This is a genomic window from Thiomonas islandica, from assembly GCF_055383445.1.
Genome location: NZ_AP042391.1, coordinates 1,813,520 through 1,826,047 on the forward strand (window position 1 = coordinate 1,813,520; position 12,528 = coordinate 1,826,047).

Below are 12,528 nucleotides of genomic sequence, written 5' to 3' on the forward strand. Positions count from 1 at the left end.
TACCTGGACAGCGCCATTGAGAAAGCACAGGGGGCTTGAAATTGGCCCGGTGCGCGACAAGCCCGCCGTTCAGGGCGGGCTCGTGGCGCGCGGGCGGCGCAGCCGTCCTATCTTCGAAGCGAATCGGCGCCGCTACGGCTTCGACTTCTGCCCCGCATCTGATTGGTTGGGCCGCCCTTGTAGGGTATGAGTGGCGGCGACCCAAGCAGCAGTACGCCTCCGGTCACCGGCTTGACCGGGGCCATGTTGGGCATGTTTCGGCCCTGTAGCCCATCTGCAAGCGGCAGGCGGCTAGGGCGCGCATCTGCCGGCGAGGGTATAGGCCGGCCCTATACCCTCGCCCAGAATGCCGGCCTGGATGTTGATCCAAGCCTCGCCAGACTGGCGCAGAAACTCGCGCCCGTCAACCTTGGATCGAGGAAGCCGACTTGGCACAGAACGGCATGAGTGAAGGTCATGAAATCGCCGAAGCCATCCGGCTGCGTCATGGCGATCTGCGCGGCTGTCTCGATCAGCTTGTGGTCTTGCGTCGATGCGGGGGCAGGGGCTGATGCAGGCGATTGCCCGCGTGAATCGTGTCTGGAGGGACAAGCCAGGTGGCCTGGTGGTTGACTACATCGGCATTGGCGAGGAACTCAAGCAGGCCATTGCTCACTACACCCGTGCCAGCGGCGGCAAGCACGGCGAGCCGGTGTGGTTCAGATTCAGCGCGGAGTTCGCACATACCGAATCGGATTCTGGGAGCCACTGCCGGCGGGGCCGAATAAGGACGAGGCATTCTTCTGGCTGAACTGCGACCCGAGCAGCGGAGCATCGTGCTCAGGCTCGAAGATGCAACGTCCTTCGCTATCGGGCCCATGCCACGCCCTGATCTTGAAGACGCCTCGCACAATACCATTTGCGTGGATGACCGCATATGGACACTTCTCGGCTCGCTGCTTGCTCAGCTTCCAATGTCCCCTGGAAACATCCAGGAGCGTGGATTGTCCAGAGATCACTTCCGACCAGCGCCGGTTCACGTTGATTGCGATTACCTCTTGAGCATCGCCAAGATCGGGCAGGTCAGCCACGCGGAAGGGCTCACCCTTCGTTGCCTCCAGTTCGTCGACTGACTTCAGGCCGAAATGGGCAGTCCCGTGCCCTGCTGCTTGGTTGGTCAGCGCTTCTTCAAGTTGCCAATCGAGAACACTGATCAAGTCCGCCTCGACCAAGAGCGCCTGCTCAGGGGTTAGTCCTTCTCGAATGATGTACATGCGCGGCTCTGTCCTGCGCCGAAGAAGCTCGGCGATCCGTTGACGCTTTGGCCCCATTCCATTGCTGTCAGCGTCATCGGCGTCGGACTGCTCTAGCAGGCCGGCCGGATCACTGCGGACCAGCCGCCGCACCTCTTCAACGTGTTCGAAGACGCGGTTTCCTTGCCCTTTGCCGACATAGAAGATCCGGTCGTTTTCGTCGGTGAGGGCATAAACGTAGGACCCAATGGCTTCGATGGTGGCGGGAGAAAACACAGGCCGTCCTTTCTTCGTTATTCACTGAAACGGAAATCTGATGTCCAGGGTATCCCAAAGCCTCAAGGAAGCGCGTCATGAACCGCCCCGACTTTCGTGGAGGCCAGTTGGTTTAAGTCAGGCCACAGTGGTGACATGACTGGCTTGCTGCCTCCAGTAGTTTGCCTCAGCTTCTGCCGGAGGGATATATCCCAGGGGTTCCATCAAGCGATGATGGTTGAACCAGGCCACCCATTCCAGGGTCGCCAGTTCGACTGCCTCCCGCGTCTTCCACGGGCCGCGCCGATGGATCAATTCCGCCTTGTACAGCCCGTTGATCGTCTCGGCCAGCGCGTTGTCATAGGAGTCTCCTTTGCTGCCCACAGAAGGTTCAATACCGGCCTCGGCCAGCCGCTCGGTGTAGCGGATGGACAGATATTGCGAGCCTCTGTCCGAATGATGAATCAGAGCGTCGTCCTGCTGCGGTTGCCGGGCGTACAGCGCCTGCTCCAAGGCATCGAGCACGAAGTCCGTGCGCATGGAGCTGCTCACGCGCCAGCCCACGATCGGGCGGGCAAACACATCGATGACAAAGGCCACGTACAGCCAGCCTTGCCAGGTAGACACGTACGTGAAATCAGACACCCAGAGCGGATTGGGCCGCTCGGCCTTGAAGACCCGGTTGACATGATCCAACGGGCACGGCGCCTTGGCATCGGCGATGGTGGTGCGCACCACCTTGCCGCGGATGGCGCCGCGCAAGCCCAGGCGCTTCATCAGCCGCTCGACCGTGCACCGCGCCACAACGGTACCCTCGCGGTTCATCTGCTTCCAGACTTTATCAACGCCATAGACCTGCATGTTCACTTGCCAGACCTGTTGGACGTGGGGGATCAGCCGCTCATCGCGCTGAGCGCGTGGCGGCAGCAACGCCGGATTGCGCCGCCGGGCCGCATGCAGGCGGTAACCGCTTGGGGCGATCTGCAGGACCTTGCAGATCGGCTCGACCCCGAATTGGGCGCGGTACTGATCAACAAACGCTCTCAGTTCTTGAGTCGGCGGTCGAGCTCCGCCTGGGCGAAAAACGCGCTGGCCAGCTTGAGGATCTCGTTGGCACGGCGCAGCTCCTTGTTCTCGCGCTCCAGATCCTTGATGCGCTGGGCTTCTGCCGAGGTCACGCCTGGTCGCGTGCCTGCATCGATCTCGTCGCGTCTGACCCACTCCAGCAGGGTGTGCGCCGAGCAGCCAATCTTGGGGGCGATCGACTCCACTGCGGCCCACAGCGAGGGGTACTCACCGCGGTGCTCCTGCACCATGCGCACAGCGCGCTCACGGACTTCAGGGGAAAACTTGTTCGACTTGTTCATGGCTCCATTCTCTCGAAGGTTGGAGCCTCCTCAAAATCCGGGGCGGTTCAGTCGGCGCGGTTTCTTAAGGGCGCATGCGGTTGGCCAACGGCGGCTGGCCAACGGCGGCGCGCCGAAGGTCTCGCAGAATACTCGCAGAATACCCGGTACAGCAGCGGATTACCACTGTTGCCACGCAAATGATCCGAAAGGCGCTTGCGCAGATCGCACGTCGAGCCGATGTAGAGCACCTGCGTCCGATCCGGTGCGGCGGCATTGCCGGGCGCGCCGACGTCCTCCCGGCTCGCCGTTGACCGGATTTCGTACACGCCCGGATGCGGCGGTACCCCGGTGGACAGCGCCTGCGGCGTCAAGGGCAGCAGGGGGAGAATCCTTCCGTGGCCGCCAGATAGTCCTTGCGCTCACCCCGCCGGCGCCAGTCAGGAATCGCCAGCTGGTGCCGTATGGCCGCCACCGAGCGCCGCGAAAGCACAACCCCGTATTGGCTCTCCAGAAGCGCTGCAATCGCCTCGTCGGACAGCGGACGTGCCAAATGCCCTTCCCGAATCTGCGTTTTTTCGCCTTTGATCAAGGCATCGACACGAAGGCAGTGAAGCTGCCGCTCGTTGGGAAACAGCACGTTCAACGGCAGGGTCCTTCCATCCGTCATTTTGAACGACAAGCCGCGGATGAGGCGGGACAGCCGTCCTGCATCCGCGACCAGGGGAAGATCGCCGCGCGCCACGAGCCGCCTGGACAGGTGCGCCTGAGGGAGCGGCACCCGCATAAGCGGGTCGCCAGAGATCAGATAGGGCGCCTGGATGTCGAGCAGCGCTTCGATCAGCGCGTGCGTGAGCCGGTTACGGCTGTTGATGAGACGCAGCCGATGAAGCGTGGCCGTCAGTTCCTTGGGCAAGGCCTGGCGCGACGGGAGCGCCCGCAGCAGCGCCTCGTCGAAGCGGTACGCGCGCACATGGCAGGTGTTGGCGTAGACGAACGACAGGCCCCCGGCGTGGTCGCACACCTGTCCCAGACAGGCCGCGCGCGCGGCGTTGACCTCCCCCACGTCCACCCTCACCGCCCCGCTCCAGGTGCCCGCCATTACCCGACCGGACTCGCGCAATAAGGCAAATGAAGCGCTGGCCTCCACCCGGGCGACGTAGCGCTCGAACTGGCGCAAGGACAACTCCAGCAAACGGGCCAGCATGATCTTGCCCAACAGCGTCGGCGCCATGTCACAGGCGTGTTTTCAGTCGCCGCCGCCCGGCAGTTTGCATCGCCAACCCATGGTTCGTCACGCATTGATTCATAACGACACGGCCTCGCGCACGCGCGCGAGGCAAGCAGAGAAAAACAGAGAACAGAGAGGCGGTAGCGGGCCAAAAGTCCAAGAATGGGCAGGGTGGCGCGCGCGAGGCCAACCCGCGCAGGCGCGCCAACACGGGCGTTCCGGGCAGGCGTAAAAAAGCCCGAAACGGGTTCGGGCTTTTGGGAATGGTGGTGGAACGCGGAACCGAACCCGCGTCCGTCATCTGAACCAGATACGAAAGCGGCCCCATTGTAGGTGCCCACCTGTACGAAACGAGCATCTCGGAAATCCAGCCGATCAATGCTGCGCCGGCTCGGACAACCATAAACACACCCATTCACACCCATTCTTGGACGCCTTGACCACCCGCCTCGGCCGAACGTCGCTTGCCTTAGTCCCATTTTGGGACTACACTTCGGCCTATGCGAGTGATTGCCGTGTCCACCCTTCGGGCCTTCTGGGAGCGCTACCCCGACGCCGAGCAGCCGCTGAAGGCTTGGTACGAGGAGGCCACCAGTGCGAGTTGGAGCCAGCCCGCCGACATCAAGGCGCAGTACCGCAGCGCCAGCGTGCTGAAGAACCGTCGCGTGGTCTTCAACATCAAAGGCAATGACTACCGGCTGATCGTGGCCATTGCGTACAAGTTGCAGATCGTTTACGTGAAGTTTGTCGGCACCCACAAAGAGTACGACGCAGTGGACGCCGAAACCGTTGAAATGGCCTGACCGGCCACGGAGGAAAACATGGACATCCAACCTATCCACACCGAAGCAGACTACAAGGCCACGCTCAAAGAGATTTCGGCCTTGATGGAGTCCGACCCTGATCTGGGCACGCCTGAGGGAGATCGCCTGGACATCCTGGCCACGCTGGTGCAAGCCTACGAGGCCAAGCGCGTACCCATCACCGCGCCAGATCCGGTGGAAGCCATCAAATTCCGCATGGATCAGATCGGTCTGTCCGTCAAAGATCTTGAGCCGATGATTGGCAAAAGTAACCGCGTCTACGAAGTCCTGAGCCGCAAGCGCCCGCTGACGCTGGCCATGATCCGCAGACTGCACAAGAGCCTGGGTATCCCGGCCGATGTGTTGATTGCGGAGACAGTTGCCGGGTGATCAGCGAACACTGAGCTTGGCTTCTACGGTGAACAGCGTTGTCATGGGGTCATCTGTTCAGGAGAAAAAGATGCACTACCCCGTGATGACCGAAAAGCATGTGGCCGAACGCTGGCAGGTCAGTCTCAAGACGCTGCGACGCTGGCGGCTCGATGGCGAAGGGCCGGTCTGGCACAATGACCTTGCCCCTGGAATTCGTATCCCATAGCCGACTCATGCACTGGCTTGCCTGGGTTGGTTGGCGAGCCAGTTTTCTTCGAAGCGCATCGGGCTGACATAGGCCAGGGTTGAGTGCAGCCGGGTGCGGTTGTACCAGAGCATCCAGGCGACGACTTCGTCCATCGCCTGGCGCCGTGTCTTGAAGCGCTGCCCATGCAACCGCTCCACCTTCAATGACCCGAACAGCGTCTCGCTGCAGGCGTTGTCCCAACAATTGCCACGACGACTCATCGACGCGGTGATGCCGTACTCGGTCAGGACGTCGCGGAAGTCCTTCGCATTCCCGCGAGCAAGCATGAAGCCGATGCGCACATCGCCAATGCGCACGAGCAGCGAAGCGCTGATTCCCAGATCAGCCCAGCGCACCCTGAGATAGCCACGCTCAGCGGAGATCTCGACTTGGGGCTGCGGGATCAGGACGCCATGGGACCAGACCGCAGTCTGGACCCCATCGCGCTGTGCGTCGGCGCGTGCCAGGCGCTCGAGGCGATCGGCGACGGCAGCGTAGATCCAGCCTCTGGCCGATTCGACACGGCCATCCGCCGGCGTGACGATGGTCGGAGCCGCGATTGCGGCACGAGAAAATTCCTGTTGGCTTTGTTGCATAGCGGTGCGGACCCGTTGGCTTTTGGAGCTTGGCCCGGAGAGGCCTCCTTCCTGGATTCCGCACCACGTTGCGTCAGGCCGGTCGCCCGGTCAGCGCGCTTGTGAACCATGATTGACAATTGACCGCCGTAAGGTCAGAATGACATTCATGTTGGAACTGATCCAGAGTCAGACTTTTCAGCGCTGGCTGAATGGACTGAAAGACCGGCAAGCGCGGGCGCGCGTCCAGGCCCGGCTTGATCGTCTGGCGCTCGGGAATCCGGGCGACGCCAAGCCCTTGCGAGACGGCGTGTCTGAGCTCCGGATCGACTATGAGCCAGGCTACCGCGTGTACTTCATGCGACGTGGACCGGTGATCGTCGTGCTGCTCGCTGGCGGTGACAAGCGCACGCAGGACGCGGACATCGAACGGGCGATTGGAATTGCCAAGGACTGGAAGGACTGAACGATGGCTGAAAAATTCACGCGCTACGACACGGCGGACTACCTGAAGTCCGACGAAGATATGGTCGCCTACCTGGATGCATGCATCGAAGACGACCCCGGCGACGGCAGCCTCATCCGCGTTGCGCTGGGCACGATTGCCCGCGCCCGGGGCATGAGCCAACTCGCACGCGACACGGGCATTTCACGCGAGGGGCTTTACCAGGCGTTGTCTGCCGAAGGCAACCCGGAGTTCTCCACGGTGATGAAAGTGATCCGAGCGCTCAAGCTCAGGCTGCATGCAGAGTCAGTGCCTGGTTGACGGTTACCACTGTCCCTGGTCGGCCAGTGAAGCCAGTTGCGTTGCATCGCTGTAAGGCCGCGGACGGCCAGGAGCCGTCGGCCGGCGCGTTTGCTCGAAGGGCCGCGCTAGACTGATCTGAATCACTCGTGGTCACCGGCCGGAACGGCGGCTGCCACACGAACATCGGTCGTTGTAACCAAGCCGTGGCGCGTCTCCTGATCACCCATAGCGTCGACAGACAACCCAACGGCGGATGGAAGATCGACACCCTGATCGAAGCGACTGCTGGCGCGCTAAACGACCAAGATATGAGAAATGCGCGGCGCCGCTTGCGCTCCGACGCGGCCGGCCTGAGAGAAATTGGGATCGAAATCGACGGCGACAGGGTGCGGCGCGTGCCACAGCCGCCCAGTCGCGTGCCATAGCCGCGCCCAGGATTTGCGCCGGTCGAGACGTCCATCAAGCAACCCTCTCGACATGAAACCCGCCACCAGCTGACCAGCCGCGAACCTGCGAGACTTCCTCGACCCGCCGCCCCTCACTGGTGCGTTTGATCGACACGACCACATTGACGGCTTCGGCGATCAACTCCGGGTTTGGCGGCACACCAGCTTCCTGGATGAGCTGCCCGATGCGGATCAGCGCGGCGCTGGCGTCGTTGGCATGCACCGTGCCGACCCCGCCAGGGTGACCGGTGTTCCAGGCTTTGAGCAGGGCCAAGGCGCTGCCGTCGCGCACCTCGCCCACCACAATACGGTCTGGGCGCAAGCGCATGGTTGCGCGCAGCAGCCTGGTCATGTCGGTGTTGTCGCTGGTGCGCAAGAACACCACGTTCTCGGCCTTGACCTGCAGCTCACGCGTGTCTTCGATGACCACGATGCGGTGATCGGCGTGTAGGATGAACCAGATGGGCGCGCTGTTCTTCGCGAAAGCGCCGGGGAGGATGGCATTCGTAATGCGCGAGAACTTGAAGGTTGGCGGGTGCGTTTGGCAACATACGGCAGCAACAGGCATCAACAAGGGGATGATTCGCAATGGTATTTTTGCTGGTATCTGGTTAATTGAGTCGATTAAAGTGGCAATAAATCAACACGTTACGGTGCTCATTGATGAGTGAGTGGGAGTGAGTAGGGGTCTGGCAGCGGCCGGCGAGAACAAGATCGGCGATGAATTCATTCGCGATTCGCTATGCTGATCGGTTCTCGTAGGCCACCGGGTAAGATAAAGTGAACCGACTTGCCCACCGCGAGGGTCGGCGCTTGGGACGAACCGACCAACGTCATGGACAAGTCTCCCGGCGCCTCGAACCCCCGCCAGCCCAGCCTTCGATCGATTGTGCCCATGTCCGTCCCCGCGATCACCCTGCAGCCCCCTGTTTCTGGCAAGCCGCTGAGCAAACAGCAAAAGGCTTTCAACACACTGCTCGGCAAGATTCACCGCGCCCGCAATCGTCTTCAGCAATGGCACGATGCGATGCAGCGTGCAGCCCAGGCACAGGCTGCGCAGATTGACCCCAAGATGCGCAATCTCAATGCGATGCGCAAAGAACTCTTGCTGGCCCTGGACGTCATGCAAGCCGATCCCCGGTACAACAAAACTGACCACAAGCGCCTGCGCGTCCTGATCGAGGTACTTGCGCATGCCTGCCTGAGCATTCAGCACGACGCGGAGATCGAGGCGATCCTGAACCGGCAGCGTGTACCGGCGCGTGAGAAACGTGCATCCGGGATGGACGACCTGTTTGGCTTCGACACGTTCAGTCAAGCGGATGCTCAGGGCGCCGACGCGCCCGAGGCCGATGCCTTCGATGCGGAGGCTGACGACAGCGCCGGATTTCACCAATGGCATCAGATCGACGTGGAGAAGCGGCCGCGAGACGCCAAAGTCCCGTCCCTGCGCATCATCTACCGAAAACTCGCCAGCGCGCTGCATCCTGACCGCGAGTCTGACCCAGAAGAGCGTACGCGCAAGACTGCCTTGCTTCAGCGCGCCAATCAGTCTTACAAAAACGGCGATCTCCTTGCCTTGCTCGGCCTGCAGCTTGAAATCGCCATGGTCGACGCCGCCCACCTTTCGTCTCTGGCCGACGCGCAGATCAAGGACTATGTTCGGGCGCTCAAAGCCCAGCTTGCCGACCTGGAGGAGAAGATCACCCTGATCGAGCAGGATCTGCGGATCAACATGCCCTTCGCCGCATCCGCTGGAAAGCTCGATCCCCGCGCCATCGATACCCTGATCGAACATGAACTCGACGCCCTGGAGATGGTCGAGGGCGAACTGAAATTGGTGCTTTCGCGCAAAGCCGAGGTGCGCTTCATGAAATCCTGGCTGCGTGAGCAAGAGCGTTCCAGCCAAGCACTGGCCGAGGAGAGCTGGGATGAGGCATTGGCTGCGCTCGAAAACTTCCTCGCCGAGGAGCTGAGTCCCCGCCGCCGTCGTCGATGAACACCCCCGCGTAAGCTGAACGGCTGGCCGTCTGCCCGGGTGTTTCCCCGTGCCGTGAGTGGTGTTTGACGTCTTGGCGCCAGCGCTGCCTTGGGGCATGGCCTATTGGCTCCAGTCCGTCTTTGGCCTCCCGCCGCGTGAGACATCAATGTCTCGCACTGCCGTATCGAATCGGCTGCTTTGTCGGGTTTGTTGCAAAGCGGTCATTTCCGGATCGCAGCGGCGATTGATAAGTGGTTGAACGATAAAGGAAAATTCAGAGCGCCTCGCTGGCATCTTTTGTGCAATGTCAGTCCTGACCCCAACACATGGAGGCGGGAATGTCCACAATGCTCAAGCAGAAAATCGACCAGGTGTTCGAAGAGCCTGGATGTGACAAGAACCAGGCGAAGGATGCCAAGGAGCGAAAGAAGGGTTGCACCAAGCAACTGACTCCGGGAGCTGCCGCCGGCGGCTGCGCCTTCGACGGCGCCAAGATCGCCCTGCAGCCGATCACCGATGTCGCCCACCTGGTGCACGGGCCGATCGCCTGCGAAGGCAACTCCTGGGACAACCGCCACAGCGCTAGCAGCGGGTCGCAGATCTACCGCACCGGATTCACCACTGACATCAATGAACTCGATGTGGTGTACGGCGGCGAGAAGCGGCTGTTCAAGGCGGTGCGCGAGATTCTCGACAAGTACGACCCGCCCGCCGTCTTCGTCTACCAGACCTGCGTCACCGCGCTGATCGGCGACGACATCGAGGCGGTCTGCAAGCGCGCGAGCGAGAAGTTTGGCAAGCCGGTGATTCCGGTCAACGCGCCGGGATTTGCCGGGTCGAAAAATCTGGGCAATAAATTGGGCGGCGAGGCCTTGCTCGACTATGTCATCGGCACCCGCGAACCTGAGTTCACCACGCCGTACGACATCAACATCATCGGCGAATACAACCTGGTGGGCGAGTTGTGGCAGGTCAAGCCGCTGCTTGACGCATTGGGTGTGCGCATCCTGGCCTGCATTTCCGGCGATGGCCGGTACAACGAGATCGCTGCGAGTCACCGCGCCCGGGCGACGATGATGGTGTGTTCCAAGTCGATGATCAATATCGCGCGCAAGATGGAAGAGCGCTGGGGCATTCCGTTTTTCGAGGGCTCGTTTTATGGCATCTCCGACATGAGCCACACGCTGCGCGAAATCGCCCGCCTATTGGTGGAGCGCGGCGCGCCGGATGACCTGCTGGTGCGGACCGAGAAGCTGATTCGCGTCGAGGAGGCGCGGGCCACCGAGCGCATCCGAGCCTATCGCGAGCGCCTGTCCGGCAAGCGCGTGTTGCTGATCACCGGCGGGGTCAAGAGCTGGTCGGTGGTCTCGGCCTTGCAGGAGGCCGGGCTCGAGGTGGTGGGCACCAGCGTGAAGAAGAGCACCAAGGAAGACAAGGACAGGATCAAGCAGATCATGGGCGACGACGCGCACATGATCGACGACATGACGCCGCGCGAGATGTACGCCATGCTGCGCGAGGCCCGCGCCGACATCATGCTCTCCGGTGGGCGTTCGCAGTTCGTCGCCCTCAAGGCGCGGATGCCCTGGCTGGACATCAACCAGGAGAGGCATCACGCCTACGCGGGCTACGAGGGCATGGTCGAACTCGTGCAGGAAATCGACAAGGCGCTTTTCAACCCGGTGTGGGCGCAGGTGCGCATTCCTGCTCCGTGGGACGTCGGCGGACTCTGCGGTGACGCAGCGGGCAGGCTGGGCAATGTTGCGCTGGCGCAGCGGCCAGCCGGGACGCACGCGCTGGCGACGTCGGCACTGCTGTCCTGAGGAGACGATCATGGCCCATGTCGTCGAATCGAAAAAAGCCTGCGCGGTCAACCCGCTCAAAATGAGCCAGCCGCTGGGCGCGACTTACGCCTTTCTCGGCCTGGACTCCTGCATGCCGTTGATGCATGGCTCGCAAGGCTGTACCTCGTTTGGACTGGTGGTGATGGTGCGCCATTTCCGCGAGGCCATCCCGATGCAGACCACGGCGATGAATGAGGTCACCACCATCCTCGGCGGCATGGAGAACATCGAGCAAGCGCTGCTCAACATCCAGAAGCGAAATCATCCCCGCATCATCGCCATCTGTTCCACAGGTCTGACCGAAACTAAGGGCGACGATGTCGACGGCTACCTCGAACTCATTCGCAAGCGCCATCCAGAACTCGATGACACCGCGCTGGTCTATGTCTCGACGCCAGACTATGTCGGTGCCTTCGAGGACGGGTTTTCCCGCGCGGTCAGTGCACTGGTCAAGGCGCTGGTGGAACCTGCGTCGCATTCGATTCCCAATCAGGTCAATGTGCTTGTGGGCTGGCATGTGACCGCGGGAGACATCGACGAGTTGCGCGAACTGTTTGCCGCATTCGGCTTCAGCGCCATTGTGCTCCCCGACGTCTCGGGGTCGCTCGACGGCCACATCCCGGACGACTGGCTTGGCACCACTCTCGGCGGGACGACGCTGGAATCGATCCGCGCGATGGGCGCCTCGGTGTTGACCATCGCCGTAGGTGAACAGATGCGCTCTGCCGCGATGGAACTGGAAATGCGCGCGGGCGTGCCCTACGTCCTGTTCGACCGGCTGACCGGACTGGCGCCGAATGACCAGTTGCTGCAGACCCTGTCCGAACTCAGCGGCCGGCCCGTGCCCGAGAAATATCGCCGCCAGCGCAGCCAGCTTCTCGATGCCATGCTTGATGGCCACTTCTTTTTCGGCAACGTCAAGGTGGCCATTGCCGCCGAGCCTGATCTGCTCTGGGCGATGGGCAGCTTCCTAGCCGAGATGGGGGCCGAACTCACCGTCTGTGTCACGACCACCAAGTCGCCGCTGCTGTCGCGCCTGCCGACCAACGAAGTGGTGATCGGTGACCTGGAGGATTTCGAACGGGCCGCGCAGGCGACCGGCTGCGACCTGCTGCTGACGCATTCCCATGGACGCCAGGCGTCGGAGCGTCTGGGCAAGCCGCTGTACCGCATTGGCATGCCGCTGTTCGACCGTCTGGGAAACGCCCACACCGTGAACGTCGGTTATCGGGGCACACGCAACCTGGTGTTCGACATCGGCAATCTGCTGATCGCACAGACGCCGCACCATGCCCCGGATCATTGGCCTTTGCCTGCGGCCACACTTGCGGCGCTGGCTCCGGGCGTCATGCCAATCAGTCCGGCGGATGCGCAGGGCGCGGTGTCGTCCTGCCGTGGCAGTTCCTGCGCGTGCGACGACTGAAGGTTGCTGCACGCCTTTCCCATTT

At 62.0% G+C, this 12,528-nt stretch carries 14 protein-coding genes, 1 pseudogene and 1 other annotated feature; of the genes and pseudogenes, 9 read left to right on the plus strand and 6 right to left on the minus strand.

Annotated features, from left to right (window positions below; translation table 11 throughout):
- Positions 1–704 precede the first annotated feature (704 nt).
- The 4 genes from ACZ47F_RS08860 to ACZ47F_RS08875 all read right to left on the minus strand — a co-directional run bounded on the left by ACZ47F_RS08860 (position 705) and on the right by ACZ47F_RS08875 (position 4,067).
- Positions 705–1,508, minus strand: a complete 804-nt coding sequence (locus ACZ47F_RS08860) for an LEM-3-like GIY-YIG domain-containing protein (protein WP_464924367.1) — start codon at positions 1,506–1,508, stop codon at positions 705–707.
- A gap of 117 nt (positions 1,509–1,625) precedes the next feature.
- A protein-coding gene (locus ACZ47F_RS08865; RefSeq protein ID WP_464924368.1) for an IS3 family transposase occupies positions 1,626–2,854 on the minus strand; the annotation gives its coding sequence in 2 pieces (ribosomal slippage) (positions 1,626–2,566 and positions 2,566–2,854; 1,230 coding nt in all).
- Positions 2,460–2,576, minus strand: a sequence feature (AL1L pseudoknot). It overlaps the preceding gene by 117 nt.
- Before the next feature lie 47 nt (positions 2,855–2,901).
- Entirely contained in the window at positions 2,902–3,207 is a 306-nt protein-coding gene (locus tag ACZ47F_RS08870) for a GIY-YIG nuclease family protein (RefSeq protein WP_464924369.1), read from the minus strand.
- Positions 3,204–4,067, minus strand: a complete 864-nt coding sequence (locus ACZ47F_RS08875) for an RNA polymerase factor sigma-54 (RefSeq protein ID WP_464924370.1) — start codon at positions 4,065–4,067, stop codon at positions 3,204–3,206. Before ACZ47F_RS08875 ends, ACZ47F_RS08870 begins: the two co-directional genes overlap by 4 nt.
- A gap of 497 nt (positions 4,068–4,564) precedes the next feature.
- Here ACZ47F_RS08875 and ACZ47F_RS08880 point away from each other — a divergent pair, with 497 nt between their 5' ends.
- The 3 genes from ACZ47F_RS08880 to ACZ47F_RS08890 all read left to right on the plus strand — a co-directional run bounded on the left by ACZ47F_RS08880 (position 4,565) and on the right by ACZ47F_RS08890 (position 5,465).
- Positions 4,565–4,867 (plus strand): type II toxin-antitoxin system HigB family toxin, encoded by a 303-nt coding sequence (locus ACZ47F_RS08880; protein WP_126152464.1) that lies wholly within the window; start codon positions 4,565–4,567, stop codon positions 4,865–4,867.
- A gap of 18 nt (positions 4,868–4,885) precedes the next feature.
- Complete coding sequence (locus ACZ47F_RS08885) at positions 4,886–5,257, plus strand: helix-turn-helix domain-containing protein (protein ID WP_464924371.1); 372 nt, start codon at positions 4,886–4,888, stop codon at positions 5,255–5,257.
- A 70-nt stretch (positions 5,258–5,327) separates the two neighbouring features.
- A complete protein-coding gene (locus tag ACZ47F_RS08890; protein ID WP_464924372.1) occupies positions 5,328–5,465 on the plus strand; it encodes a hypothetical protein in 138 nt (45 codons plus the stop codon).
- Positions 5,466–5,470: 5 nt separating this feature from the next.
- On the opposite strand, the pseudogene ACZ47F_RS08895 reads toward ACZ47F_RS08890, so the two are convergent.
- Positions 5,471–5,746, minus strand: a pseudogene (locus tag ACZ47F_RS08895) (integrase core domain-containing protein); the annotation flags it as partial.
- A gap of 484 nt (positions 5,747–6,230) precedes the next feature.
- Between ACZ47F_RS08895 and ACZ47F_RS08900 the strand changes: the two are divergent.
- Positions 6,231–6,527 (plus strand): type II toxin-antitoxin system RelE/ParE family toxin, encoded by a 297-nt coding sequence (locus ACZ47F_RS08900; RefSeq protein WP_464924373.1) that lies wholly within the window; start codon positions 6,231–6,233, stop codon positions 6,525–6,527.
- A 3-nt stretch (positions 6,528–6,530) separates the two neighbouring features.
- On the plus strand, positions 6,531–6,827 hold the full coding sequence (locus tag ACZ47F_RS08905) for an addiction module antidote protein (protein WP_156054986.1): 297 nt from the start codon (positions 6,531–6,533) through the stop codon (positions 6,825–6,827).
- Positions 6,828–7,268: 441 nt separating this feature from the next.
- On the opposite strand, the gene ACZ47F_RS08910 is transcribed toward ACZ47F_RS08905, so the two are convergent.
- A complete protein-coding gene (locus tag ACZ47F_RS08910; protein WP_464924374.1) occupies positions 7,269–7,685 on the minus strand; it encodes an ATPase, T2SS/T4P/T4SS family in 417 nt (138 codons plus the stop codon).
- Positions 7,686–7,716: 31 nt separating this feature from the next.
- Here ACZ47F_RS08910 and ACZ47F_RS08915 point away from each other — a divergent pair, with 31 nt between their 5' ends.
- From ACZ47F_RS08915 to nifN, 4 genes are all read left to right on the plus strand, one after another.
- The gene (locus ACZ47F_RS08915; protein WP_464924375.1) at positions 7,717–7,926 is read left to right on the plus strand and encodes a hypothetical protein; all 210 of its coding nucleotides are present in this window, start codon (positions 7,717–7,719) and stop codon (positions 7,924–7,926) included.
- A 164-nt stretch (positions 7,927–8,090) separates the two neighbouring features.
- Positions 8,091–9,254, plus strand: coding sequence for a J domain-containing protein (locus tag ACZ47F_RS08920; protein WP_464924376.1), 1,164 nt, complete (start codon positions 8,091–8,093; stop codon positions 9,252–9,254).
- A gap of 320 nt (positions 9,255–9,574) precedes the next feature.
- On the plus strand, positions 9,575–11,059 hold the full coding sequence (gene nifE / locus ACZ47F_RS08925; RefSeq protein WP_464924377.1) for a nitrogenase iron-molybdenum cofactor biosynthesis protein NifE: 1,485 nt from the start codon (positions 9,575–9,577) through the stop codon (positions 11,057–11,059).
- Between the two features lie 10 nt (positions 11,060–11,069).
- A complete protein-coding gene (nifN, locus tag ACZ47F_RS08930; RefSeq protein WP_464924378.1) occupies positions 11,070–12,503 on the plus strand; it encodes a nitrogenase iron-molybdenum cofactor biosynthesis protein NifN in 1,434 nt (477 codons plus the stop codon).
- Positions 12,504–12,528 lie beyond the last annotated feature (25 nt).